The sequence below is a fragment of the Neptuniibacter sp. QD29_5 genome, from assembly GCF_047778125.1.
Taxonomy (GTDB): domain Bacteria; phylum Pseudomonadota; class Gammaproteobacteria; order Pseudomonadales; family Balneatricaceae; genus Neptuniibacter.
The window spans coordinates 833004-858407 of record NZ_CP180556.1 but is presented as its reverse complement, the minus strand read 5'-3'; the positions used below and the strand labels follow the sequence as shown (position 1 = coordinate 858407).

Below are 25404 nucleotides of genomic sequence, written 5' to 3'. Positions count from 1 at the left end.
GACTTCATAACATGAATTCTTTAACTATCGACCTGAGTAATAATCTTACTTTGATCGGAAACCTGATATGAATCACTAGCAAAAATGCTGCGGCGCGTCATAATCAGGTCATATACAATGATTACCTTCAGTTCTATCAATGAACGGGTAATACAATTTAATTTCGAGGTTTTGATGGTTATTCAAGAAAAACCACCGCTGCACGACCAGCTAGAATTTTTTATTGAACAAGCTGAAAAGGCTCGCCCTATCCGTACTGCTGTTGCCCATCCAGTTGATGGCAACAGTCTGATTGGCGCAGTGGAAGCAGCCGAGCATGGTCTCATTATCCCAACTCTAGTGGGGCCTGAAGCAAAGATTAAAGCCGTTGCTGAAGAGCAAAATCTGGATATCAGTAATTTTGAACTCATCAATACAGAACATAGCCACGCTGCTGCAGAGCTAGCTTGTGAATTGATAAAGCGCGGCGAAGCCGAAGTATTGATGAAAGGCCATTTAGGTACATCGGAATTGCTACGCGCAGTAGTTCACAAAACAAAAGGGATCAGAACTGAGCGTCGCTTAAGTCACGTCTTCGTGTTTGATGTACCAAACTACCATAAACCACTGATCATCACTGATGCTGCGATCAACATCACACCGGATCTGTACTGCAAAAAAGATATCACGCAAAATGCGATCGATTTCTGCCGTGCACTAGGCGTTCAAACGCCGAAAGTAGCAATTTTATCTGCAGTAGAAAAAGTTAAGCCTAATATTCAGAGCACTATTGATGCAGCTGCGCTTTGCAAAATGGCAGATCGCTCTCAAATTACGGGTGGCTTAATTGATGGCCCGTTAGCGTTTGATAATGCGATCTCGCAACAAGCCGCTATCGATAAACACATTGTTTCCGAGGTATCTGGTGATGCTGATATTCTGTTAGCGCCAGACTTAGAAGCAGCCAACATGATCGCTAAACAGCTGATCTATTTAGCCAACGCTAAATCGGCAGGTATCGCACTCGGCGCAAAAGTGCCGATCATTCTAACAAGCCGTGCTGATAAAACGCTTGCTCGTCTAGCATCCTGTGCGTTGGCATCTCATATGGTTCATCACAAAGAAAAGTAGGTCGTATGGAAACGATTTTAACGGTTAATGGCGGCTCCTCTAGCTTAAAATGCGCATTGTTTAAGTACACAGGCGCTAAGCTAGAGCTGCTATATAACTTTAAGCTGGGCAATATCCTTAATGATACCGCTCGATTTAAAGTAAAAGATGCATCCGGTGAAGTACTACTAAAAAGCACACCAAGCTTTAGCGACGTACCTAAAGAGCAACGCCACCAGGCCTGCTTAAAAACCATACTCGATTGGCTAAACGCGGAAGTCAGTGACAACACTCTATGCGCCTTTGGCCATCGTGTTGTTCATGGGGGTAGCCACTTTAGTGCGCCTATCCTGATTAATGATCAAGTATTGGATAAGCTGGCAAGCTTTATTCCACTAGCGCCACTGCATCAACCTTATAACTTAAGACTGATCGAGGCCTGCCAAAACATAGCTCCAGACCTACCTCAGGTAGCGTGTTTTGACACTATGTTTCATGCCGAGCAATCCGCGTTGGAGCAACACTATGCCCTACCTCGTAAATACACTGAGGAAGGTGTTCATCGCTATGGTTTCCACGGTCTTTCTTACGAATACATTCAGCGTCAACTTGTTGAACAGAAAAGCGGTCATCTTAAAACCGTAGTCTGTCACTTAGGTGCTGGCGCAAGTATGTGTGCTATCGGCAAGGGTAAATCAGTTGCCTCATCCATGGGCTTTACCGCGGTAGATGGTCTGCCAATGGGTAGCCGCTGTGGCAATATCGACCCGGGTGTTTTGCTTTACCTTCAGCGTCATCACGACCTTTCGGCTGATGATCTGGAAGCATTGATCTACAAGCAAAGTGGCTGGCTAGGCGTGTCAGGTATCAGCTCTGATATGTTAGAACTGGAGCAAAGCGATCAGCCAGAAGCGGAAGAAGCGATCGATATGTTCTGCTACCGAGCAGCTCTAGAAATTGGTCGCTTATCTGCAGCACTCGAAGGTTTAGAGCAGATTGTCTTCACGGGTGGTGTCGGAGAAAACAGCGCCAATGTCAGGGAACGCATCCTTAAACGCTGTGAATGGCTAGGCGTTAAATTTAACCCTCATGCTAATTCAACCAACGACAGCATTATCAATGGTGCCGATTCTCAAGTGACTGTGCGCGTTATCCCGACCAATGAGGAAGCGATGATCGCCATGCACACTAAGGATTTAATGGCTTAATCGCCATTACGCTCCAGCATTAAAAAAGGGTACCTCGAGGTACCCTTTTTTATATCTATTAATCTGCCAAGATTACTTCTTCGGTTTTTTCGGCGCTTTCTTCTTGCCACTAGCCGGTTTTTTCTTCTTTTTCGTTCCAGCTGCTTTACCAGATGCTTTCACTTTTTTCGGGCCTTTGTAGCTACCTACTAAGCTTTCGATCAATTTACGTCTAAAGCGAGTCTTCAGGTACCGCTCAATCGAAGACATTAGGTTCCACTCGTGCGGATCAATCAACGAGATCGCCTGCCCTTCCTGACCAGCACGACCAGTTCGGCCAACACGGTGAAGGTAGAGATCGCCCTTACGCGGCATCTCCATATTGATGACTAACTCAACCCCTTCCACATCCAAACCACGGGATGCGAGGTCAGTGGTTACCAAAACCGTTGTTGTACCCTTACGGAACCCTTCGATCGTCGCAAAACGACCTTTTTGCTGGACATCACCATGCAATAGAGCCGCTTTAAATTTGTGGTAGCGTAAAAAGCCATCCAAACGGCGCGCTTCGGTTTTGCTGTTACAAAACACAATCGCCTTGTCGTACGATTCGTTTTCAAGCAACCAGCACAGCTGTTTATCTTTATGAGACTGATCATCAGAAAGCAAAATGCTCTGCTTGATTCCCTCTTCTACCTCACGCTTCTGACCGATACGAATCCACTCAGGATCAACTAAAAGCTTTTGAGCAAGAGTACGAACTTGCGTCGGCAAAGTGGCAGAGATCAACAACGTCTGACGCGCTTCAGGACAAAGAGTTAGGATCTGATCCAAACGCTCTTTAAAACCAGTTTCCAGCATACGATCCGCTTCATCCAAAATCAGCAGATCTAGGCTATCCAACTCAATAGAACGGTTTTCCAAATGCGGCACCAAACGGCCCGGTGTTGCAATCACTAAATCGGCACGAGCTAAGCGCTTTTCCTGCTGTTTAAAATCCTCACCGCCCACCAGCGAAACAGCATCCAGTTCTAGACCAGCAGCCAATTTATTAAACTGCTGCAACACCTGCTCAGCGAGTTCACGCACCGGTACAAGTACTATGGCTTTCGGCTGACGTATTGGCGATTTACCTGCAGACAGTTCCTGCACTAATGGAATCAGATAAGCACCGGTTTTACCGCTACCCGTTGGTGAACTTACCAACAGATCCATCCCCTCCAACAACAAAGGCACCGCCTTTTGCTGAACCTCTGTCGGCTCATTGAAGCCAAGCGTTTTAAGGTTCTCTTCTAACTGTGGATGTAGTGCGATATCAGAAAACATAGTGATTCCATAAACAAAGAAAGCGATGAACATTCATCGCTTTCAAAGATAACGTATAAAGATCAGGTTCGCTGCTTTCACAGTGAACTAGCAGATGTGGCTATGATACAGGAATTCAGAATGAGGTAGGATTAAATTTACTTTGGCTCCGAATAATCCCTTTTACATATTTTTAAGATAACGCTTTGAATTTTCTAAATCTGCAATCGGAGCAAGCATCGCAAAATCAAACATATTGGTATCTTCAGATCGCTTTACCAAATTAGGCCAATCCTGATTAGCGAGAGCAGCTTTACCTATAGAAACAAAATCAGCATTTCCATTTCCTATTACGTTAATCGCTAACTGTGGTTCAACTACTCCTCCATTGGCAATAATCGGCAGTCCGCTTATTCTCTTGGCCAAAGAGGCTAGAGAAGCACTTCCCTCAAACGCAGGCTCACTAAGTACCGGCTCGGTTGTATGAATATAATCGACCCCGCATTCTCGCATGAGTTTAAAGGTCGTTTCTGCTGCAGATTCACCCTCAGGCCACTCATAGTCAAGATCGTTGACTTTTTTCTGAGAAAGACGCATTCCGACAATAAAGTCTTTACCTACCGACTGTCTCACAGACTTAATAACCTCTTTAAAAATTCGCAACCGGTTAACTAGAACACCACCGTACTCATCTGTTCGTAGGTTGGTGTATTGCGTCAAAAACTGATCCAACAGATAACCATTAGCACCATGTATTTCTACACCATTAAATCCCGCCTGTTTAGCTAATAAGGATGAAGATACAAAACCTTCTACAACCTCTTTGATATCTGAAGTTGTAAGAGACTTAGGTAATCGATAAGGGCCATCTCCATAATAAAATGGCATCTGCTCACCTAAAGGCTGTACCTCAGAAGGAGCCATTGCCGTATTTGCAAAAGGGTTGTACTGGGACAATGCTCCTGCGTGCATCAATTGAGCTATGATAATAGCCCCCTTCTGCTGCACACTTTCAACGATCGGCCGCCAACTGTTCGCCTGCTTTACCGAACTAATTCCTGGCTGCTTTCGATAGCCTTGGCTATATAATTTATCCGTATATAACCCTTCAGTAATGATCAGCCCAAACCCACCATCAGCATATCCCTCGTAATACTCCTTCATGAGCGGTCCAACCGTACCATCTTCATTTGCGCTCACTCTTGTCATAGGTGCCACCGCTAGTTTATTAGAGGCTTCCAGCTTACCCAGCTTCGATGGTTTAAAGAGTATTTCTTTTGTCGTCGTCATTTTTCGATCCAAATGTTAATTACATTGCCTTAAAATTTTGACTTTCAAAAAAAACATTGTGAACATCAAAAAAACTGAAACATTATTAACTTTTTGTTGAATATGAGTAACATTAATCAGCTTGAAAGCTTAAAAGTACTTAAAGCCGTGGTTGAGAACGGTAGTTTTACCGCAGCCTCAAAGAAGCTAAACCTTTCGACTGCGAGGGTTTCCAAAGCAATTGAACGACTAGAAAGTGAGTTAGGAACAGTTTTATTCCATCGTAGTACCCGGCATATGCAAATTACCGACGATGGTGAGCGTTGCTACGCACGAGCAATAAACCTGATTAATCAATGGCAAGATTTAAAAGAAGAACTGATTGAGTCTCAACATTCACCTAAAGGCAATTTAAGGATAGGCGTTCCGATGACTTGGGGACTATCTGAACTAGCTCCCATCCTTGATGAGTTCATATTGAAATATCCAGACATCCGCCTTGATGTGCAGTTAAACGATCAACACGTTAACGTACTAGAAGAAGATCTTGATCTAGTTCTTCGATTAACCCATCAACTTATCGATAGCTCTTTAATTTGTCGAAAGCTTACCGAGTACCGACTAATCCCTTGCGCCTCTCCAGCTTACATAAAAGATCATGGAGAACCGCAACATCCTTTAGAACTTAAAGAACATGCCTGCCTAATGTATAACCTTGCAGGCAATACTCGTAAATGGCGATTTTTCAAAGGACAGAAGCCAATTGATGTCTACTTAGAGCCATTGCTACTTTCTAATAACAGTGAGCTATTTCATTCGACTCTGTTGGCAGGTAGAGGGATTGCCCTGATTCCTGAATTTGTTGTATCAGACGATCTAAACAGCCAACGTTTAGTCCCTATATTAAAAAACTTTGATACCTTAACGTTGAATTTATATTCTCTTAGGCCTGGAAGCCGCACCCCATCTTCTAGATTACAGGTTTTTCACGACTTCCTGTGTAAACATCTGAAGAAAGTTAACACAACAAAAAAGCAGCCGTAAGGCTGCTTTTTAAATGGTTAGCTCTAAAAACTGTAATCAACTACTTCGCTGTCTAACCGCTTCAAACAAGCAGATACCGGTAGCAACGGAAACGTTTAGGCTACTCACTTCGCCAGCCATTGGGATTTTAACTAGCTGATCACAATGTTCACGTGTTAAACGACGCATACCTTGACCTTCTGCGCCCATAATCAACGCCATAGGGCCGGTTAGGTTAGCTTGGTAAACATTTAGATCGGTTTCACCTGCGGTGCCTGTGGTCCAGATACCGCGCTCTTGCAGGCTTTTAAGGGTACGAGCAAGATTAGTGACCAGAATGTACGGTACCGCTTCAGCTGCGCCACAGGCGACCTTAGCTGCGGTTGCGTTTAATGGTGCGGATTTGTCTTTAGGGGCAATAACCGCCTGTACACCGGCTGCATCAGCAGTACGCAAGCAAGCACCAAGGTTATGAGGATCTGTTACACCATCGAGTACCAATAGGAACGGTGGGACATCAAGGTTATCCAGTAATTGATCTAAGAACTTTTCGTTGTGAGTTTGGATCGGCTTACATAACGCGACTACACCTTGGTGTTTACCACCATCGGCTAGCTCTTCAAGATCACGTTTAGTGACTTGTTCGCATTGAATCTTCAGACCCATCGCCGTTTCGTACAAACACTGCATACGATCATCGTGACGGCCTTTAGCTATCAGGATCTTTTGGATACGCTGTGCATCACGCTTAAGTGCTGTGTTTACGGCGTGAATGCCGAAAAGATATTCGTATTTCATTTTAGCGAACTCCAACCCAATCGCCTGCTTGCTCACGTACCAGTGTAGCTAAGAGTTCGATAAAACTGTCTTGAGCATTCAGCGCTGGAATATATTCGTAAGACTCACCACCGGCTTCCATAAACACTTCTTGGTTTTCGATAGCGATCTCTTCTAGCGTTTCCAAACAATCAGCTGAAAACGCAGGACAAGTGATCTGCAGAGACTTAACACCTTTCTCTGGCAAAGATTCCAATGTCTTATCTGTGTAAGGCTGCATCCACTCCTTAGGCCCAAAGCGGGATTGGAACGTCGTCATCCACTCGGTATCAGCAAGACCTAGTTTAGCCGCCAACAGCTCAGAGGTTTCATGGCATTGTTTTGGATAAGGGTCACCCTTATCAAAATACTCTTTCGGAATGCCATGGTAGGATAGGATCAACTTATCCGGTGTACCGTGCTCTGTACGGAAAGTTTGTACCTGATCGGCCAAGGCAGCAATATACTCTGGATGGCTGTAATAGGAGTTCACAATACGAATATCTAGAACTTCACGCTGCTTGAGCTGGAACTGTGCAACCTGATCATAAATGGGTGCTGTTGTCGTCGCGGAATACTGCGGATACATCGGTACCAATAAAATTTTATGGTAACCGCTTTCTTGTAGCTTTTTAAGACGCGGTGTTAGTCCCGGCTTACCGTAAGTCATCGCCGAGAAAACATCGGGTGCATGCTCACCGTGCTTCTGCTGAAGCAGAAGATGAAGACCAGCTACCTGTTTGTCCAAGATCTTACGCATTGGAGAGTCATCTTCCCAAATGCTGGCATAAGCTTTAGCCACTTTGCCTGGACGAACATTAAGGATGATGCCATTAAGAACAGACAACCACAGCATACGTCTTAAGCCTTTGCCTTCAACTACACGCTGGTCAGATAAAAACTCTTTTAGATAACGACGAACAGCGCCTTTTTCGGCCTTGTCGGGCGTACCTAAGTTAACTAATACAACGGCGGTTTTATCTGTTTGGCTCATTCAGCATCTTTCCTTTTATGTAAGGGGGAGATTATCTCGGATGTGCGACTAAAATCCTATAGTTAGCGCTGATTATAGGCATAAAAAAACCGCACCCGGTGGGGTACGGTTTTTTAAATCTTTTAGATCAATGCTAATTAGGCATTTTCCAAGCCAGCGAATACGCCGTCACGGATATCTTCTACAGAACCAACGCCTGCTACGTAAACGTAAGAAGGTGCAGCAGCTGCGTCTTCTTCAGCCCAGCCTTTGTAGTAAGTGATCAGTGGAGCAGTCTGGTCATGGTAAACTTTCAGACGGTCACGAACAGTATCTTCTGCATCGTCAGCACGCTGAACAAGGTCTTCACCAGTTACGTCGTCTTTACCTTCAACCTTAGGCTGGTTGAAGATAACGTGGTAAGTACGGCCAGAACCTGGGTGTACACGACGACCAGCCATACGCTTAACGATCTCTTCGTCAGCAACATCAATTTCAACTACAGCATCGATGTTAACGCCAGCATCTTTTAGAGCATCAGCTTGTGGGATAGTACGTGGGAAACCGTCGAATAGGAAACCATTTGCACAATCAGATTCAGCGATACGCTCTTTAACTAGACCGATGATGATGTCATCAGAAACAAGCTGGCCTGCGTCCATAACTTCTTTGGCTTTCACGCCCAGAGGGGTACCCGCTTTTACCGCAGCACGTAGCATGTCGCCAGTAGAGATCTGAGGAATGCCATACTTCTCAGTGATGTATTGTGCCTGAGTACCTTTACCTGCGCCTGGTGCGCCCAGAAGGATAATACGCATACAGGAAACTCCTAACTAGTAAGTTTAAAATTTTAAAGTTGTCGCCATCCGATCTATGTTGATCGAATAAGCAGAATACTGTCATAAAAAAATGCTAATGCCGGACGATACCATGACCTTAAAAGCGAACAATTCGACATTAGGACTACCAATACAGGACTTATGGAACCAAGGTATAAGTCCGTTAGTTTGATAGGTAGTTATAGTCAAAGCGGCCCCATCTCCAGCAAACTTATTGAAAGTTCGGGAGTTTCATCAGCAGCTTTGAATTAAAATCTTTGTAAGAGACTACGTTATCAAGTCACTGCAGCACAAGCAATTATTGCTGCACCGCAGTAACTTAGATCATAAAAACAGCGAAAATCGGTAAAGATCACCTTATCCGGTGTTTCGCATACCAGCTGAAATACCTGCCATGGTTACCATTAGCGCTTGTTCTAAGCGTTCATTTGGCTGGTTACGATCTCGATGGAGCAATTCTGCCTGCAAGAAGTGCAGCGGATCAATATACGGGTTTCGAACATCGATCGACTGACGGATCACAGGACTAGCATCCAATAAGCCATCTTGTTCTTTGATCTGATTGATCAAACTAACAATATCACCAAGACGCTGACGTAAACTAGAACCCAGCACGCCCAGCTCTTCAGAAACCAGCTGCTCATCATAGTAAGCCGAGATGTTTCGATCACTCTTCGCCAATACCATCTCAAGCATGTCGATCGTGGATCTAAAGAATGGCCATTTCTGATACATCTCTTTAACCAGCGACTGACTGCTCTCATTCAGTGCTTCTTGCAGCGCTTTATCACTACCTAGCCACGCAGGCAGCATTAAGCGAATCTGCGTCCACGCGAAGATCCATGGAATCGCACGCAAACTCTCTACCCCACCATCCTGACGACGTTTGGCTGGGCGCGATCCCAAAGGCAGCTTCGCTAGCTCTTGTTCCGGAGTCGCTGCACGGAAATACGGCACAAACATGGAGTTTTCCCGCACAATGGCACGGTATTCAGTAAGACCGCGTTTAGCCATCGCTTCCATCTGCTCACGCCACGCTTGCTCAGGCCCCGGCGCTGGACTGAGCGTTGCTTCCAATACGGCACCTGTGCACAACTCTAAGTTACGAATCGCCAAATCAGGCATACCGTACTTAAAGCGGATCATCTCGCCCTGTTCGGTTAAGCGCAGGCTATGATCTACAGACCCCGGAGGCTGCGCCAAAATCGCTGTATGGCTTGGACCGCCACCACGGCCTACTGTACCACCACGACCGTGGAATAAGGTTAAGTGAACACCATGATCTTTACATAGCTGAGTTAGCCCTTCCTGCGCCTTAAACTGGCCCCAAGCCGCGGCCAATTGGCCTGCATCTTTAGAGGAATCGGAATAACCGATCATCACCTCTTGATGGCCTTGGGTGTAGGCTTTGTACCAATCAACGCTTAACAAGGCATCAATACAATCGCGAGCATTTTCAAGGTCATTTAGGGTTTCAAACAGCGGTGCAACACGCATGTTATGGCTGATGCCCATCTCACGTAGAAGCAGAATCACGGCTAATACATCGGAAGGATGACTTGCCATGGAGATCACATACGAGCCCAGTGCACTCTTATCAGCAGTGGCTACAACTTGGCAGGTATCTAAAACCTCCTGCACTTCATCAGATGGTACCCACTCATTAGGGAATAGCGGACGCTTGCTTTGTAGCTCTTTCAACAAGAAGCTTTGACGGCCCTCTTCGGTCCAACCACTGTAGGAGCCTAAGCCATAAAACTGTGATAGCTCTTCAAATACTTGCGCATGACGATCGGAGCTTTGACGAATATCCAACTTCACCAAGGTTAGGCCGAAGCAAGCAATGCGACGGATAATATCTTCCAACGCATTCTCCGCAATGATGCCCATACCGCACTCTTGTAAAGAGCGATAACAAAGCATCAACGGTTCGAGCAGCTCATCATCATGTAGATAAACATCATAGTCGCCCTCAACATCGCCTTTAAGCTGTCGTGCGACCCAGTTTTTAGTGCCTTGCAGGTGATTCCGTACTTCACCCAGTAATTTACGATAAGGTTCTGCGCAATCACCTACCCGCTCCATTAACTCTTTGCTAGCTTGGTGCATAGACAGTTCGGCGCGCAAAGCATCGACATCTTTAAGATAAAGATCAGCTGCCATCCAACGAGAAAGCAGTAACACCTCTTCGGTAACTTTGGCGGTCACATTTGGATTACCGTCACGGTCTCCGCCCATCCAAGATGCAAAGCGAATTGGCGAGCTATCAAGAGGCAAGCGCTCACCCAATGTTTCATTCAGCTGAGCATCTAGTCGACGCAGGAATTTAGGAACCGCTGTCCAAAGGGAGTTTTCGATTACTGCAAAGCCCCACTTCGCCTCATCGACGGGCGTTGGACGTTGCTTACGAATTTCATCGGTATGCCAGATCTGTCTGATCAGTTCATCCAAACGCGTCTGCGCATCTTCATCACCGCTATCCAAACGACGCAAGCAGTCAGCAATATCATCGTATTTTTGGATTAAGGTGCGGCGATTTACTTCGGTAGGGTGAGCAGTTAATACCAGATCAATCTGGGTATCTTTGAGTGACTCAGCTATCTGCTGTGGCGTGAAACCTTTCTGGCGTAGTTGCGCAAACAGAGTGCAGAGAGAATCAGGAGTACAAACATCTGTGACTTCAAGGTAGCGGCGTACCCTGTGATGCTCTTCGGCAATATTGGCGAGATTTAAAAACTGGGTAAACGCACGAGCTACAGGTAATACTTCGTCTTCGCCCAGTTCACGCAGTGCTTTTAACAGCTCTTCGTGCTCTGCGTTTTCTTCCGTACGCCCTTCTTTCGCTAACTGGCGTACCACTTCAATTTTATCAAACAGCTCATCGCCAAGGTGCGCTTTTATAGTCTCTCCCAGACTGGAGCCGAGCATTCGAACATCATCGCGTAAAGCTTCGTGCAGATTGGTCATATATCCCTCCTGACGCAAAAATTCGCATACCGATGGAGTCGGTTTTATTCGATGCTAACCCATTAAAAAGAAGAAAAACACAGTAAATTCAGTTAATTATTTAAGGAACAGCGCACTAAAACAGGGCTATAAGAGAGGCATTTAAGGAGATGTAAAGTGCTTTAACTGTGGGTTAAAAGCCCGCTACGAGCCTTTTAAAGTAGCTACAGACCTTTAGCTTTGGCTTGATCCCAAAAGGCATCTAATTCATCTAAAGAGAAACCATCCCAATCACGATCAGATGCGAGTACTTGGTCTTCAACGTAGCTAAAGCGACGCTCAAACTTTTGGTTGGTTCCACGCACAGCATGTTCAGGGTTTACGCCAAGGTGGCGCGCTAGATTAACCTGAGCAAATAGCATATCACCCATTTCATCAGCTACCGCAGCCTTATCACCGGACTTAATGGCTTCACGAAGCTCTGCTAGCTCCTCTTCCATCTTATCCAACACAGCTTCAGTTTCATGCCAATCGAAACCTACTTGCGCAGCACGCTTTTGCAATTTAGCGGCACGAGAAAGAGCCGGAAGAGCACGCGGTACATCGTCTAAGACACGGCTGATGCCTTTAGCTTCTTTAGCATCACGTTCCTGCTGTTTGATCGCTTCCCAGTTGCGCTTAATCTCCTCTTCCGAGATCGGATTATCTGCACAATTTGAGTGCAATGTTCCGTCTGGGAAAACATGAGGATGGCGACGAACTAGTTTCTCAATGAGGTTGTTTACGACTGTAGAAAAATCGAAACGCTGATCTTCAGAACCCAGCTGGGTATAAAAAATCACTTGGAACAGTAGATCACCTAACTCGTCGTTTAGATGCTCCCAGTCTTTACGTTCAATGGCATCAGCAACCTCATACGCTTCTTCCAAAGTATGCGGCACAATAGTGGCGTAGGTTTGCTTAAGATCCCAAGGACAGCCTGTCTCGGGATCACGCAAACGTGACATCAGATAGATAAGATCATCAATTGTGTACTGAGCCATGACGCAAAAAAACCTTTTTAATAGCTTATTAGCTAGTGCCACCGCGTTGACGGTGAACTTCCATCACGTTAGGCACCTGATTGATCTTGTCCATGATACGACCCAGAAGATCCAGACTAGAGATCTCGGTAGTCAGGGTTAGACGTGCAATATTGTCGCGTTTATCAGACAGAGTATTTGCAGCAATGATGTTTAGATCTTCTTCGGCCATCACCAACATAACGTCACGTAGAAGACCTGAGCGGTCAAACGCTTCGATATAAATATCCACAGGATAAGTTGTTTGCCCTGTCTCGCCCCAATCAACTTCGATCACCCTTTCAGGCTCACGCTCCTGTAACTGAATCATGTTGATGCAGTCTTCACGGTGAACAGAGACACCACGGCCTTGGGTGATATAACCAGCAATAGGATCGCCCAATACTGGCTTACAGCAAGTTGCCATCGTAGTAAGAAGGTTACCTACGCCGCGAATACGGATACCTTCAGGTTGACCGGAATCACCTGCACTTTGAGCAGGCAGAGCAAGATCAAGCTGTTCTTCCTCTTCACGCAGAACCTGTTTCTGAGCAGCATTGATGATCTGAGACAGACGTAGATCACCCGCACCCAGCGCGGCATACATATCTTCAGTATTCTTGTAATTAACCTGTTCGGTGATCTGATTAATATCCAGCTCGTCCAGATCAATTGCTAAACGTTTAAACTCTTTCGCAACGATCGTACGGCCAGCATCAGCATTCTGCTCTTTCGCCTGGAACTTAAACCAGTGAGCGACTTTGGCACGAGCACGTGGCGTTGTTACAAAGCCAAGGTTGATGTTTAGCCAATCACGACGAGGACGCTCTTCGTTACCCGTCATGATTTCGACCTGATCCCCGGTCTGTAGACGACGGTTTAGCGGAACAATACGGCCATTAATTTTGGCACCGCGGCAACGGTGGCCGATTTCGGTATGAACGCGGTAGGCAAAATCCACCGGCGTCGCACCTTTAGGCATGTCGATAACATGACCATCTGGTGTAAAGATGTAGAGACGATCCTGAACGACATCGCCACGCAGCATGTCGCCAAACTCTTCGCTTTCACCCAAGTCATCATGCCATTCAAGCACCTGACGCAACCATGCGATCTTATCTTCGTAGGCATCACTGCTTTGCTTGGTATCTGTGCCTTTATATAAATGATGGGCACATACACCTAGCTCCGCTTCTTCGTGCATATCAAAAGTACGGATCTGAATTTCTAATACTTTGCCTTCAGGACCAAATACAGCGGTATGCAGGGAGCGATAGCCGTTCGGTTTTGGTGAAGCGATGTAGTCATCAAATTCATGCGGTATATTGCGCCATAAACTGTGCACAATACCCAGTACCGCATAGCAATCTCGGCTTTGCGGCACCAAAATGCGTACAGCACGAACATCGTAAACTTGGCTAAATTCGATATTCTTACGCTGCATTTTTCGCCAGATACTGTAGATGTGCTTAGCGCGACCGCTAACCTCACCATCAATATTGACGTTTTCTAGCTCGCTTTCTAAACGCAGAACAACCTTATCGATATAGTCCTGACGGTTTAAGCGTTTCTCATCCAGAAGCTTGGCAATGTGTTTATAGTCATTAGGCTTTAGATAGCGGAAGGAAAGGTCTTCCAATTCCCATTTGATATGACCGATACCAAGACGGTGAGCAAGCGGCGCGTATATATCAAATACTTCACGCGCCACAAGATAACGTTTGCGGCGACTGCCGTCTTTTACACCTCGAATAGCGCAAGTGCGTTCAGCAATTTTGATCAGCGCCACACGCACATCATCAATCATTGCCACCAGCATCTTACGGACATTATCCATCTGAGTAGTTTCACTACCCAATACGCTTTCATCGATTCGAGGATTTTTACGGCTACCGATAGCAGCCATTTGTAGAACGCCCATGATCAATTGGGCGATGCCTTTATCAAACTGTTTACGAACACGTTCGATAGGCAGTTTACGTTCACGCACTGCGCGATAAAGAATAGCGGCAACGAGGGAATCTTGATCCTGATGCAAATCCGCAAGAATCTGCGCCATTTCTAGGCCTGTGCGGTAGCTGTTATGGCTATTTTCAGCCCAGACATCTTCTGATGCTTCGCTGTTATCTTGCGCTTGTTTTGCCATTTCACACGCGCGGCGAATAACATCGATATCTTCAATGTCTGTAAGATCTTGAAGGTGCTCCAACCAAACATCTAGATCTACAGATCCATCGTCTAGAATAGGCTGGTCTTGACGTACCTTAACCATGTTCTACTACTGCTCCCAGAAATTAACCCTACCGTTCACCGGCTATTTTTATTATTTTTTATCTGCACTAAATATATGGGCTAGAAGTGATTAATCAACTTCTGCTCTCTACTCATGCGGCGCATATTCTATTCCTTCAGAAGCCAAAGCGCGAATTTCTTAAGTATTAATGCCCACTAATATTTTATGCCAAGCACAAAAAAAGCCCCATTGGGGCTTTTCTATATTGCAAAAAACGTCTTGCGATCAAAACTTAACCGTTAAACACACCGGTAGAAAGGTAACGGTCACCGCGGTCGCAGATAATGCAAACAATCACCGCGTTCTCAACTTGCTCTGCTAAACGCAATGCGCCAGCAACAGCACCACCAGAGGATACGCCACAGAAGATACCTTCTTTCTGCGCCAATTCACGCATAGTGTCTTCAGCTTCTTGCTGACCAATGTCCAAAACTTTATCTACACGGCTTTCATCAAAGATCTTAGGTAGATATTCCTGCGGCCAGCGACGAATACCAGGAATTTGTGCACCTTCGCTTGGCTGCAAACCAACAATCTGAACATCAGCGCTTTGCTCTTTTAGGAAACGAGACGTCCCCATAATGGTACCTGTAGTGCCCATAGAACTAACAAAGTGAGTCACTTTACCTTGAGTCTGCTCCCAAATTTCAGGCCCCGTACCCTGATAATGCGCTTCTGGGTTATCAAGGTTAGAGAACTGATCAAGTACGATGCCTTCACCACGCTCTTGCATAGCTAGTGCTAAATCACGCGCACCTTCCATGCCCTCTTCTTTTGTCACAGGGATGAGCTCTGCGCCGTAAGCCGTCATCGAAGCTTTACGCTCTGCACTGCTGTTATCAGGCATGATCAGCTTCATCTTATAACCTTTGATTGCAGCTGCCATGGCTAAAGCAATACCTGTGTTACCTGATGTTGCTTCAATCAGAGTATCACCCGGCTTAATCTGGCCACGATCTTCTGCACGCTGAATCATACTAAGCGCAGGACGATCTTTAACTGAGCCTGCAGGGTTATTACCTTCCAGTTTACATAGAATCACATTGCCGTTGCCCTGACCGATACGCTGTAGACGCACAAGTGGGGTCTTACCGACATAGTCTTCAATTGTTGGAAACTGCACGCTCATAGAATTTTTTCACCGTTATAAGAAACAAATAGTAGGTTATAAAAAAGTTGTTTTTTATAGCCTATATAAAGGACACAAAAGTTTACCGAGGGTTCCCTAAAAGCACAAGAAATCTACTCTTCACCAATAAGCATAGCCCAGCGCAATTTCGTTCAATAAATTGGTTTTAAGCACTGCCATAGTAAGCCAATAATTTACGTTAGAAGGTTTCCTATGTTTGCACTTGCCCTATCTATGGCTGTCTTTGCCCTTGTCGGTGCGATTACCCCCGGCCCTGTGAATATTATCGCGACCAGTTCCGCTGCGGTTTATGGATTTTTACGCACGCTGCCCCATGTGCTCGGAGCGACTATCTCGTACACATTGATTGTTTTGCTTGCAGGTGCAGGTACGCATCAGCTGTTTCAAAACAATCCACAGCTATTGGCCATCCTTAAATATTTAGGCAGCGCCTTTCTTGTCTATATGGCGTACAAAATTGCTGCGGCAACCGGTGAGTCCAATGAACAAGAACTGAGCTCAACACCCCCCACTTTTATGCAAGGCGCACTCAGCCAAGGGCTCAACCCTAAAGCCTGGTTAGTCTCTATCTCAGGTGTGAGTGTATTTGTACTAAACCAGTCCGAGCCTCAACTATATTTAGGTGTGTTTGGCGCAATCTCTTTTGCTGCGTGCCTAATTGGAGTTGGAACTTGGGCTGTTGCTGGGCATCTGATTAAAGGTTATCTAGCGCAACCCAAACAGCAAGAGCAATTTAACCGCATTATGGGCATAATGCTATTTCTAACGATTGCACCTATCTGGATAAATTAGCGCCTGAGTTAGCCGATGAAAAAGACCAGCAAACCCAACACACAAAAGCCTGCCGAGTTTTTTGCTCGCTGTGCTTCGCTGCCTTTTATTGAAATGCGCTCAGCTCATCGCTCGGCAGCTTGCTACCAGACTCACTCCCATGATGAGTTTTCTTTCGGCGTAATCGATACCGGTAGCGCTAAATACCACAATCTAAAACAAGCAAATCAAATCCATCAAGGCACCACGGTAACGATTAACCCGGGCGATGCTCACTCCTGTAACCCTGATGCAGGTGAATGGTCTTATCGAATGCTGTTTATCGATACCGATTGGATTGGCGAGTTACAGAGCGAGTTATTCAACAGCAACAATCAGGATTACCTAGCGTTTAGCCAAGTCCTGCAAAGTAACCCTAGCTTATTTACGCAATTCGATAGCCTATTTAAGCAGCTCAGTGAGAGCGACAATAAACTAGCTGCTGAAACTCTATTGATTGAATATCTGAAAGTGCTTTTCGGTAAAGACCTTAACACCCAAAGTGATCAAAAGGCGCTGGATAACTTCCATATCCACAGAGTAAAAGAGCTGATCATGGATCAACTCGATTCACCTTGGTCTCTCGATGACTTTTGCGCCGAAACCGGGCTAAGCCGCTACCACTTGATCCGCAGCTTTAAACAACAATACGGCCAAGCCCCGCATGCCTATCAACTGAATCAACGGATCAATAGAGCAAAGCAACTGCTGCAACAAGGGAATGGTTTGGCTGAAACGGCACTTGAATTGGGCTTTGCCGATCAAAGTCATTTTCAGAGACATTTTAAGAAACGTGTGGCGGTAACGCCTAAGAGCTATCAGTCGTTTTTTGTATGTTCTGACTCAAAGTAGAACACCATAATAAGAATTTCTTCACTTAAATCCTGTTTGCATAATCACAGCAAAGTACGATCCAGTCTTTTCGAACACAAACAAATCCCCATATGCGGTTTCAATGGCATAAGGTGCAAAGAAGTATTCTCCTTCACATAAAGTAAAGCATCTGCTTAAACTGCCATAAGCTGTAACTGTATCTCCTACGCTAATTCCAGGAGGTACCCCACCATTAGGTATTAAAGTGATAGAACCTGACATATCCCTAACAAAAATCTTTGCTGGTGATATTGCGGTGATCTGACCGCTTATAGTGCTAGCAGGCGGAAGAGTTAATTCGTTTATAGAAGAAGTACATCCAATCAAACTTAGTAGGAACACTAACAAAATAGCCTTTTTCATAAATGAGCTCCCTCAAGCGCTTCCGCTCGACGTTTAAGAGCTTCATTCATTAATTGATAACCTTCTTCAATTGTATCGAGTTCAGCAAAAGGGATCGCAAATCCAGAAAAATGCTCCTTATGTACAAGGCGTGTTTTTCCTTGATCAATTTCGGATAAAACGAAACTATGTCTGCCAATAAAGATGCCTGTAATACCTCCACCCCAAGTTAATTCAGAATAAGGCTCTGCTACCCATAGAGTGGGATGAATCGTTAGGTTGTTACCATTAGGCTTTTCAATATCGACTTCCAGCTTATGATCCAAGGCCATGTCACCCTCAACTCTGACATGGTAAGGATTCCACTCGGGGTAAGCCTTATTATCTATGAGTATCGACCATACCGTTTCAGAAGAAGCATCAATCTCAATTTCGGTGTAGATATTCTTTTCAGGTATTAATCCACACCCCGTTAATAAGGCGAAAAAGATAACCAAGGAAAAGCTAAGTGCTGCTTTTAAGGAACAAGCTCGTTTAATGCGGAATAGATTCACGGTATAAACCTCAATATCTTTAGATTGAGTAAGCCTATACTTGTGAAAAAATCTGCTCCTTAACCTCGGTTAAGATGCTTTATTTTTCTATTCTTTTTCTTATCCGCGACAGCGCTACGTCAGTAACACCGATATACGAAGCAATCTGATAAAGAGGAAGCCTTTCGACCAACTTAGGATAATCTTCGACAAAAGCTAAGTACCGTACTTCCGCACTATCCAATAAGAACTGCCCTTCTCGTAAAGACTTTCGCCGAGCAACCTCTTCAAAATACATTCGACCAATATTGGCCCATTCTAAAGAAGTTCCAAAAAGCTCATTAAGCACTTGGAGCGGGATCTGTAAGACTTGAGTTGTGTCTAAGGCCTGAATATAAAAACGACAAGGTTCAGGTTTAGCAAAGCTACATAACGGGCCTGCAAACTGCTGTTCGGCAGCGAAGGATTTATTATGCTCTTTACCGTTTTCTGTAAGGTAGAAAAAGCGGACGAGCCCCTCTGTGATAAAGAAAACATGCTTACCAACCTCACCAGCAGACAGAAGCATCTCTTCCTGTTGAAAACATTTTAAAGCTAACGAACCAGAATGCTGCTTTAAAGCAGAAAAAGCCTCAGGGCTAAGTTGTAGCTGTTGGCTTAATTCCAGTAACACTTCATCAAGGCTATAGGAGTTCTTAACTGGACACATGACTCGCTACCAATTCGTTAGGAGGAACATACTACTATGGTGATCGGAATCAGAGTAAAGCTCATTTACTAACTTTTATCTATAATCAACCTACTCAAAACCGATTTTTGGAAGCCAGTTAAAGCTAGATTGCTATTCCGCCACAAAATATATCTTGGATTAAAAGCATTAGAAAAGAAGTAATCTACTATTTACTTTCCTTGTTAAAGCTCATTCAACATAACAAGATTGACTGGAGAGGAAAGCCAACCGAGTTATCCCATCTCTTGCCTACAAACGACAATTTTTACCAAATGAAAAACATCCCCACCTTCTGTGGATAACTCAGTGAATAGTTTTTGGGTAGATCGCTGAAAGGCACTAATTACGTTGAATTCAGCAAATAGTTTAAAATTTAACCCAATAAAAATTAACCCTTTAATTTCAATTAGTTATATAAATCAACAAGATTTTTCAAACTTTTAAGAATTAATTAATACAATATTGACAAGGGAAATTTTTAGCTGTGCACAAGAATAATGCACAACGGTGAAATCCACAGATATCACCGCACTTTTTTGTAGCTGTGCATTATTTTGGTGGTGCAAAGGAAGAATTAGGAAGTGCCCACTTACTCGTCAGGCATCTCTAATTCGATGTGTGTTTTCGGGATACAGCAACAGGTAAGCACTTCGTCATCCTGCAGGTCCAATAAGCTCTCTTGAACATATTGAACTTCACCTTCGATCAGGCGAACTTTACAACAGCCGCAGTATCCACCGCGGCAGTTGTACGGCGCTGGGATCTCTTGTGCTTCCAGCGCGTCGAGTAAGGTTGGTTCGTACTGATAGTAGAACGTATGGTGATGGTTAACTTTGATACGTGATGGGCCAGACATGCGCTTGCCTCTTATAGGTCAAAGCCGTCGAAATCACCTTCATCTACCTCGTTGTCGATCTGACCTACAAGGTAAGAGCTGATCTCCGCTTCCTGCGGTGCCACTTGAACGTTGTCACTGATCAACCACGCGTTCATCCACGGTAGTGGGTTTTGACGTGATGGGAAGATCTCTTCCAAGTTCAACGCTTTCATACGTACGTTAGTGATGTACTCAACGTAGTCAGATAGGATCTGAGCATTAAGACCGATCATTGAACCTTCACGGAACAGGTACTCAGCCCAATCTTTCTCTTGTTGAGCCGCTTCTTTAAAGATGGCGTAAACCTCAGGCTCACACTCTTTAGCAATCTCTTTAAAGACAGGGTCATCAGCGCCAGATGCCATTATGTTTAGCATGTGCTGCGTACCCGTTAGGTGCAGCGCTTCATCACGGGCGATCAGTTTGATGATCTTGGCATTACCTTCCATGATCGCACGCTCTGCAAAGGCAAAAGAACATGCAAAACTTACGTAGAAACGAATTGCTTCTAGTACGTTGATAGATACTAACGTTAGGTAAAGTTTCTTCTTAAGGTTACGCATAGACGTGTCGTAAACCTTGCCATCAACCGTGTGTAGGCCTTCACCGTGAATGCTATAAACACTGGATAGATTGATGAACTCATCGTACAAACGCGTCACAGAATCCGCACGGCGAATGATCTCTGGGTTTGTCACGATCTGATCGAATACTTCAGATGGTTCAGTAATGATATTACGAATAATATGCGTGTAAGAGCGGCTGTGAATCGTTTCACTAAACGCCCAAGTCTCAAACCATGTTTCCAACTCAGGTATAGAAACGACTGGTAGAAAGGCAACGTTAGGTGAACGTCCTTGAACAGAATCCAGTAGCGTCTGGTACTTCAAATTACTCAAGAAAATATGCTTTTCATGCTCCGGCATATTCATAAAATCTTTACGGTCAGTCGATAGATCGACCTCTTCTGGACGCCAGAAGAACGACAGCTGCTTTTCAATCAGCTTTTCAAAGATTGGATATTTTTGCCTGTCGTAACGAGCAACGTTTACGCTTTTACCGAAAAACATCGGCTCTTTAGTTGCATCGTGAGTACTGTGACTGAACGTAGTGTACGCCATCGGAGTGTTCGTTCCTGAAACCTGGATAAATCTAGTTATATCACCTGCCACGTTGTGACAGGCGCTCTACTCTGAGTGGTCAGTGGATTGCGGCAAACCTATTACAGTTTGCACGCACCGCCTTCACAACCCCCGTCATCTGCTTGGTCAGAAGCACCATCACGGGTGTTATGGTAATAAAGGGTTTTAACACCGTATTTGTAAGCCGTTAGCAGGTCTTGTAGAAGCTGCTTCATCGGAACCCTTTCATTCGGGAATAACGCAGGGTCGTAGTTAGTATTCGCAGAGATAGACTGATCAACAAACTTCTGCATGATACCCACAAGCTGTAGGTAACCAGTGTTGTTTGGAATATCCCAAAGCAGTTCGTACTGGTCGCGTAGTTCGGTGTAACCCGGAACCACCTGCTTCATGATGCCATCCTTACTCGCCTTAACCGATACATAACCACGTGGTGGCTCGATACCGTTAGTCGAGTTAGTAATCTGTGAAGATGTTTCACATGGCATTAGCGCCGTTAGGGTACTGTTGCGCAGACCAAACTCTTTGATGTCTTCGCGTAGTGTTTCCCAGAAGTAGTGCAATGGTTCTTCACAGAACTCATCTACTTCGCGCTTATAGGTGTCGATTGGTAGCAAGCCCTTCGAGTAAACAGTCTCGTCAAACTTCGGACAAGCACCGCGCTCTTTAGCTAGCTCGTTAGAAGCTTTCAGTAGGTAGTACTGAACCGCTTCAAATGTTTTGTGCACAAGGCCGTTTGCAGAACCATCGGAGTACTTAACGCCGTTCTTCGCTAGGTAGTATGCGAAGTTAGTCACACCAACACCTAGAGGACGACGGTTCATTGTCGATGTATGCGCTGCTGGGATTGGGTAATCCTGATAATCCAATAGATTATCCAGCGCACGAACGATTAGATCAGCGAGGTTATCTAGCTCATCTAAGTTTTCTAGCGCACCTAGGTTAAATGCAGACAACGTACAAAGTGCGATCTCACCTTCCGGATCATTCACATGCTGCAGTGGTTTAGTTGGCAGTGCGATTTCCAAGCAAAGGTTAGACTGCTTAACAGGTGCAACAGCCGGATCAAATGGACTGTGCGTATTACAGTGGTCAACGTTCTGAATGTAGATACGCCCCGTCTGTGCACGCTCTGCAGCAAGAATACCGAACAGTTCAACCGCTTTGATTGTTTCTTTACGGATATTTGGATCGTTCTCGTATTGAACGTATAGACGCTCAAACTCATCTTGATCAGCAAAGAAGGCTTCGTATAGACCCGGCACTTCATGCGGGCTGAACAGTGTGATTTCGCCGCCTTTGATCAAGCGAGTGTACATTAGCTTGTTGATCTGTACGCCGTAATCAAGATGACGTACACGGTTCTCTTCAACACCACGGTTGTTCTTAAGAACCAATAGAGATTCAACTTCTAAGTGCCAAATTGGGTAGAACAGTGTTGCTGCACCACCACGAACACCACCCTGAGAGCAGGATTTAACGGCTGTCTGGAAGTGTTTATAGAATGGAATACAACCTGTGTGGTACGCCTCACCATTACGGATTGGGCTACCTAGTGCACGAATACCACCAGCGTTGATACCAATACCTGCACGCTGGGATACGTATTTAACAATCGATGCAGATGTAGCATTGATAGAGTCTAGGCTGTCACCTGTTTCAATCAGTACGCATGAGCTGAACTGACGCGTAGGTGTACGCACACCGGCCATGATTGGCGTAGGCAGAGATAGCTTAAATAGAGAAGTCGCATCGTAGAAACGCTTAACGTAGTCCAAACGCGTTTCTTTCGGATAATCCGCGAACAGGCAAGCTGCCACTAGCATGTAAAGAATCTGTGGGCTTTCGTAAACTTCGCCAGTTACACGGTTCTGGACAAGGTACTTACCTTCCAGCTGTTTAACCGCAGAGTAAGAGAAGTTCATATCACGTTTGTGATCTAAGTAGTCGTTAAGAACGCCCCACTCTTCTTCTGTGTAGTCTGCGATTAGATGTTTGTCATATCGGCCCGCTTCTACCTGTGTTGCAACATGTTGATACAGGTGTGGTGGCTCGAATTGACCAAATGCACGCTTGCGCAAATGGAAGATAGCCAAGCGAGCAGATAGGTATTGGTAATCAGGTGCATCTTCTGAAATTAGATCGGCAGCGGACTTGATTAGAGTCTCGTGGATATCGAAGGTTTTCATACCCTCGAAGAACTGTAAGTGAGCTTTAAGCTCAACTTCTGACGGTGATACTGCGTTTAATCCTTCTGCGGCCCAGATTACAACTTTGTGGATCTTTTCTAGATCAAGCTGTTCTTGCCGACCATCCCTTTTCGTAACCATCAGATCTTGCTGCATGCGACCTTCCAAATAACACTCAGATATATTTGTAATTATGATCCTGCTTTTAGCCCTGAATTTGCCGTTAAAATCTGGCAAAAGCACGAAAAATAACGCGATCATGCGGGCTGCAGGTTTTAGACTCTACTCTGTCAAGAGGCACAACATGTGGTGCTTCAAGTCATTCAAGACACTAAATATAGTGATATAAGAGGTGAATGCAACTCTTGATTTTGGACTTTTTAGAGTGTAGGCGAGCACCTAAAATTAGCGAAATCATTGATATGACGGGGCTTTCAGGGGAACTATTTTTTTTTACTGCAATCCAACTTTTTTTTATTTTTTTGACCCATCGCAAGTCGTCAAATTCCACGTCAAATTTTGGTGCAAATTTAAAGCGCAACGTACGCTTTTGAGCAACACTCCCTGAGTACCGTTCTACAACAAAATCCTGTATGATTTGCGGCCAATTTTAAGCTTAAAGCAGAGGTAGCCTAAATGCGTCTAGCAGAAATGGAAGCAATTGCTCTGAATATTGGTCTTGCAGTATTTGCTGGTTTTATATTCTTTATCATTTACGATCTAGCAAAAAAATCCAACGCCGGTAAATTCGGTACTGCCATTCTATTTTTTGCCTTAGGCTTGGGCTTGGCTGCCTTCTTGGTAAAAACTGTCGTTGTAGAGATGATGGGCGGAGCCGCCTAAGCGCTCCATATCTAGTTAGGCTTCGATTCTTTTAACGTTTTCTCGCTAATATGTTCTAACGATCCAGAACTTGGATCAACAACATAAGCTTTACCGAAACCTACCACATAACGCCCCTGCTGCGGTTTTAATCTAAACAGATGAAAATCTGGCAGGGTACGTAACATTCCCACAACATTTCCAAACTTCTCTTCGAGCCCATCCAACAAGGATTGATACGCTGGATCTTCACTATCAACCCGTTCAGATAAACAGCTATAGATAAGACGCTCACGCGCAAAGAGATTCTGCGATTGTTCTTCATCTGCAATAAACATCACTGAACATTCATTGTTAGCTAACAAGCTCTGAGTATGTGCGGCTAGCTCACTAACGAAGATATAAAAGTCCCCCTCCTGGTCCTTCATATAAGGTGCATAACTAATTTCAGGAAAACCCTCAGTGCTTAGAGTTGACAGCAACAGCGTCTTCTTACTTTGTTGTAACAGTTTGCAGGCTTCTTCTACTTCTTGCTGCTCTGACATAATATCCTCTTTCACTCACCTAAAAGTCGTACAGTTTATAACCACTTTTTTCTTCAGACTGGATAACACCAGCCGATAACTAAAATACAACAGTTATGCGAATCATAGCTATACTAGCAGTACTGGTAAGGTGATTATCATGGGCGATTCAAAAGTGCTTATACATCATCCCGATGAGTTCCCTATCGAACTCAAACACCAAGAGGCCAAATCGGTTTCTTCACTCCCCTCTTCACTTCAACTTATCTGTCACTCTCCTACTCCGTTCCATTTAGGTGAGAATATTCAAATCAAAATTCCGAGCATCGCTGAAAATTTAGAAGTTTATGGCGTAATTCAAAGCTGTAACGACACACCTCAAGGTTATGAATTAGGTATTACTTTTAATAACTCAGACGCGCTTATACGTATCCGTTTGCTAGAGCAGCTTTGCTATATACAGCGCTACAGAAGCCATGTTCTGAATGAAGAGGGGCGCGAACTTTCGGATCAAGATGCTGCCTTAGAATGGATTGGTAAATACGCACACCTTTTTCCAACAACAAATTAAAAGCCTCTCTGTTAAGAAGCCGTTATAATGCATCTTTCTG

General features: G+C 44.8%; 23 protein-coding genes. 7 read left to right on the top strand and 16 right to left on the bottom strand.

Annotated features, from left to right (window positions below):
* Positions 1–117: 117 nt before the first annotated feature.
* Together ACMXYR_RS03845 and ACMXYR_RS03840 are read left to right on the top strand one after the other, a co-directional pair.
* Positions 118–1110: a bifunctional enoyl-CoA hydratase/phosphate acetyltransferase gene (locus ACMXYR_RS03845; RefSeq protein WP_415887205.1), complete on the top strand. Its 993-nt coding sequence runs from the start codon at positions 118–120 to the stop codon at positions 1108–1110.
* A gap of 5 nt (positions 1111–1115) precedes the next feature.
* Positions 1116–2297: an acetate/propionate family kinase gene (locus ACMXYR_RS03840; RefSeq protein ID WP_415902978.1), complete on the top strand. Its 1182-nt coding sequence runs from the start codon at positions 1116–1118 to the stop codon at positions 2295–2297.
* Positions 2298–2369: 72 nt separating this feature from the next.
* Here ACMXYR_RS03840 and ACMXYR_RS03835 read toward each other — a convergent pair whose 3' ends face one another.
* Both ACMXYR_RS03835 and ACMXYR_RS03830 read right to left on the bottom strand, forming a co-directional pair.
* A complete protein-coding gene (locus ACMXYR_RS03835; RefSeq protein ID WP_415902977.1) occupies positions 2370–3602 on the bottom strand; it encodes a DEAD/DEAH box helicase in 1233 nt (410 codons plus the stop codon).
* Positions 3603–3764: 162 nt separating this feature from the next.
* A complete protein-coding gene (locus ACMXYR_RS03830) occupies positions 3765–4871 on the bottom strand; it encodes an NADH:flavin oxidoreductase (protein WP_415902976.1) in 1107 nt (368 codons plus the stop codon).
* Positions 4872–4973: 102 nt separating this feature from the next.
* Here ACMXYR_RS03830 and ACMXYR_RS03825 point away from each other — a divergent pair, with 102 nt between their 5' ends.
* A complete protein-coding gene (locus ACMXYR_RS03825; RefSeq protein ID WP_415902975.1) occupies positions 4974–5894 on the top strand; it encodes a LysR substrate-binding domain-containing protein in 921 nt (306 codons plus the stop codon).
* A gap of 36 nt (positions 5895–5930) precedes the next feature.
* On the opposite strand, the gene rlmB is transcribed toward ACMXYR_RS03825, so the two are convergent.
* The 7 genes from rlmB to cysM form a co-directional block, all read right to left on the bottom strand.
* Complete coding sequence (gene rlmB, locus ACMXYR_RS03820) at positions 5931–6671, bottom strand: 23S rRNA (guanosine(2251)-2'-O)-methyltransferase RlmB (protein ID WP_415902974.1); 741 nt, start codon at positions 6669–6671, stop codon at positions 5931–5933.
* A gap of 1 nt (position 6672) precedes the next feature.
* Positions 6673–7683, bottom strand: a complete 1011-nt coding sequence (gene hemH / locus ACMXYR_RS03815; protein ID WP_415902973.1) for a ferrochelatase — start codon at positions 7681–7683, stop codon at positions 6673–6675.
* A gap of 137 nt (positions 7684–7820) precedes the next feature.
* The gene (adk, locus tag ACMXYR_RS03810; RefSeq protein WP_415883710.1) at positions 7821–8480 is read right to left on the bottom strand and encodes an adenylate kinase; all 660 of its coding nucleotides are present in this window, start codon (positions 8478–8480) and stop codon (positions 7821–7823) included.
* A gap of 378 nt (positions 8481–8858) precedes the next feature.
* Positions 8859–11468: a phosphoenolpyruvate carboxylase gene (gene ppc / locus ACMXYR_RS03805; protein WP_415902972.1), complete on the bottom strand. Its 2610-nt coding sequence runs from the start codon at positions 11466–11468 to the stop codon at positions 8859–8861.
* Between the two features lie 203 nt (positions 11469–11671).
* Complete coding sequence (mazG, locus tag ACMXYR_RS03800; protein WP_415902971.1) at positions 11672–12490, bottom strand: nucleoside triphosphate pyrophosphohydrolase; 819 nt, start codon at positions 12488–12490, stop codon at positions 11672–11674.
* A 28-nt stretch (positions 12491–12518) separates the two neighbouring features.
* On the bottom strand, positions 12519–14780 hold the full coding sequence (relA, locus tag ACMXYR_RS03795) for a GTP diphosphokinase (protein ID WP_415902970.1): 2262 nt from the start codon (positions 14778–14780) through the stop codon (positions 12519–12521).
* 253 nt (positions 14781–15033) lie between these two features.
* Complete coding sequence (gene cysM / locus ACMXYR_RS03790) at positions 15034–15930, bottom strand: cysteine synthase CysM (RefSeq protein ID WP_415902969.1); 897 nt, start codon at positions 15928–15930, stop codon at positions 15034–15036.
* Between the two features lie 213 nt (positions 15931–16143).
* On the opposite strand from cysM, the gene ACMXYR_RS03785 reads away from it, so the two are divergent.
* Positions 16144–16743, top strand: a complete 600-nt coding sequence (locus ACMXYR_RS03785; RefSeq protein WP_415902968.1) for a LysE family translocator — start codon at positions 16144–16146, stop codon at positions 16741–16743.
* A gap of 15 nt (positions 16744–16758) precedes the next feature.
* Entirely contained in the window at positions 16759–17613 is an 855-nt protein-coding gene (locus ACMXYR_RS03780; protein WP_415902967.1) for an AraC family transcriptional regulator, read from the top strand.
* Between the two features lie 21 nt (positions 17614–17634).
* On the opposite strand, the gene ACMXYR_RS03775 is transcribed toward ACMXYR_RS03780, so the two are convergent.
* From ACMXYR_RS03775 to nrdA, 6 genes are all read right to left on the bottom strand, one after another.
* Complete coding sequence (locus ACMXYR_RS03775) at positions 17635–17997, bottom strand: hypothetical protein (RefSeq protein WP_415902966.1); 363 nt, start codon at positions 17995–17997, stop codon at positions 17635–17637.
* Positions 17994–18530: an SRPBCC family protein gene (locus ACMXYR_RS03770; protein ID WP_415902965.1), complete on the bottom strand. Its 537-nt coding sequence runs from the start codon at positions 18528–18530 to the stop codon at positions 17994–17996. Before ACMXYR_RS03770 ends, ACMXYR_RS03775 begins: the two co-directional genes overlap by 4 nt.
* 79 nt (positions 18531–18609) lie before the next feature.
* The gene (locus ACMXYR_RS03765) at positions 18610–19218 is read right to left on the bottom strand and encodes a Crp/Fnr family transcriptional regulator (RefSeq protein WP_415902964.1); all 609 of its coding nucleotides are present in this window, start codon (positions 19216–19218) and stop codon (positions 18610–18612) included.
* 610 nt (positions 19219–19828) lie between these two features.
* Positions 19829–20095 (bottom strand): class I ribonucleotide reductase maintenance protein YfaE, encoded by a 267-nt coding sequence (gene yfaE / locus ACMXYR_RS03760; RefSeq protein ID WP_415883701.1) that lies wholly within the window; start codon positions 20093–20095, stop codon positions 19829–19831.
* An 11-nt stretch (positions 20096–20106) separates the two neighbouring features.
* A complete protein-coding gene (gene nrdB, locus ACMXYR_RS03755) occupies positions 20107–21237 on the bottom strand; it encodes a class Ia ribonucleoside-diphosphate reductase subunit beta (protein ID WP_415883700.1) in 1131 nt (376 codons plus the stop codon).
* A 101-nt stretch (positions 21238–21338) separates the two neighbouring features.
* Positions 21339–23603, bottom strand: a complete 2265-nt coding sequence (gene nrdA, locus ACMXYR_RS03750; protein WP_415902963.1) for a class 1a ribonucleoside-diphosphate reductase subunit alpha — start codon at positions 23601–23603, stop codon at positions 21339–21341.
* Between the two features lie 480 nt (positions 23604–24083).
* Between nrdA and ACMXYR_RS03745 the strand changes: the two genes are divergently transcribed.
* Positions 24084–24290: a DUF2788 domain-containing protein gene (locus ACMXYR_RS03745; RefSeq protein ID WP_415883698.1), complete on the top strand. Its 207-nt coding sequence runs from the start codon at positions 24084–24086 to the stop codon at positions 24288–24290.
* A gap of 11 nt (positions 24291–24301) precedes the next feature.
* Here ACMXYR_RS03745 and ACMXYR_RS03740 read toward each other — a convergent pair whose 3' ends face one another.
* Positions 24302–24814 carry a HugZ family protein gene (locus ACMXYR_RS03740; protein WP_415902962.1) on the bottom strand — a complete coding sequence of 171 codons (513 nt, stop codon included), beginning with the start codon at positions 24812–24814 and terminating at the stop codon, positions 24302–24304.
* Between the two features lie 139 nt (positions 24815–24953).
* On the opposite strand from ACMXYR_RS03740, the gene ACMXYR_RS03735 reads away from it, so the two are divergent.
* A complete protein-coding gene (locus tag ACMXYR_RS03735) occupies positions 24954–25364 on the top strand; it encodes a hypothetical protein (protein ID WP_415902961.1) in 411 nt (136 codons plus the stop codon).
* Positions 25365–25404: the final 40 nt, after the last annotated feature.

Coding starts and splice junctions, on each gene's coding strand:
- ACMXYR_RS03745 (WP_415883698.1), top strand. CDS start 24,084: ATGCGTCTAGCAGAAATGGAAGCAATTGCTCTGAATATTGGTCTTGCA.
- cysM (WP_415902969.1), bottom strand. CDS start 15,930: ATGAGCGTGCAGTTTCCAACAATTGAAGACTATGTCGGTAAGACCCCA.
- ACMXYR_RS03735 (WP_415902961.1), top strand. CDS start 24,954: ATGGGCGATTCAAAAGTGCTTATACATCATCCCGATGAGTTCCCTATC.
- nrdA (WP_415902963.1), bottom strand. CDS start 23,603: ATGCAGCAAGATCTGATGGTTACGAAAAGGGATGGTCGGCAAGAACAG.
- adk (WP_415883710.1), bottom strand. CDS start 8,480: ATGCGTATTATCCTTCTGGGCGCACCAGGCGCAGGTAAAGGTACTCAG.
- ACMXYR_RS03830 (WP_415902976.1), bottom strand. CDS start 4,871: ATGACGACGACAAAAGAAATACTCTTTAAACCATCGAAGCTGGGTAAG.
- ACMXYR_RS03775 (WP_415902966.1), bottom strand. CDS start 17,997: ATGAAAAAGGCTATTTTGTTAGTGTTCCTACTAAGTTTGATTGGATGT.
- mazG (WP_415902971.1), bottom strand. CDS start 12,490: ATGGCTCAGTACACAATTGATGATCTTATCTATCTGATGTCACGTTTG.
- hemH (WP_415902973.1), bottom strand. CDS start 7,683: ATGAGCCAAACAGATAAAACCGCCGTTGTATTAGTTAACTTAGGTACG.
- ACMXYR_RS03785 (WP_415902968.1), top strand. CDS start 16,144: ATGTTTGCACTTGCCCTATCTATGGCTGTCTTTGCCCTTGTCGGTGCG.
- ACMXYR_RS03835 (WP_415902977.1), bottom strand. CDS start 3,602: ATGTTTTCTGATATCGCACTACATCCACAGTTAGAAGAGAACCTTAAA.
- ACMXYR_RS03765 (WP_415902964.1), bottom strand. CDS start 19,218: ATGTGTCCAGTTAAGAACTCCTATAGCCTTGATGAAGTGTTACTGGAA.
- rlmB (WP_415902974.1), bottom strand. CDS start 6,671: ATGAAATACGAATATCTTTTCGGCATTCACGCCGTAAACACAGCACTT.
- ACMXYR_RS03780 (WP_415902967.1), top strand. CDS start 16,759: ATGAAAAAGACCAGCAAACCCAACACACAAAAGCCTGCCGAGTTTTTT.
- relA (WP_415902970.1), bottom strand. CDS start 14,780: ATGGTTAAGGTACGTCAAGACCAGCCTATTCTAGACGATGGATCTGTA.
- ACMXYR_RS03825 (WP_415902975.1), top strand. CDS start 4,974: ATGAGTAACATTAATCAGCTTGAAAGCTTAAAAGTACTTAAAGCCGTG.
- ACMXYR_RS03840 (WP_415902978.1), top strand. CDS start 1,116: ATGGAAACGATTTTAACGGTTAATGGCGGCTCCTCTAGCTTAAAATGC.
- yfaE (WP_415883701.1), bottom strand. CDS start 20,095: ATGTCTGGCCCATCACGTATCAAAGTTAACCATCACCATACGTTCTAC.
- nrdB (WP_415883700.1), bottom strand. CDS start 21,237: ATGGCGTACACTACGTTCAGTCACAGTACTCACGATGCAACTAAAGAG.
- ppc (WP_415902972.1), bottom strand. CDS start 11,468: ATGACCAATCTGCACGAAGCTTTACGCGATGATGTTCGAATGCTCGGC.
- ACMXYR_RS03845 (WP_415887205.1), top strand. CDS start 118: ATGATTACCTTCAGTTCTATCAATGAACGGGTAATACAATTTAATTTC.
- ACMXYR_RS03740 (WP_415902962.1), bottom strand. CDS start 24,814: ATGTCAGAGCAGCAAGAAGTAGAAGAAGCCTGCAAACTGTTACAACAA.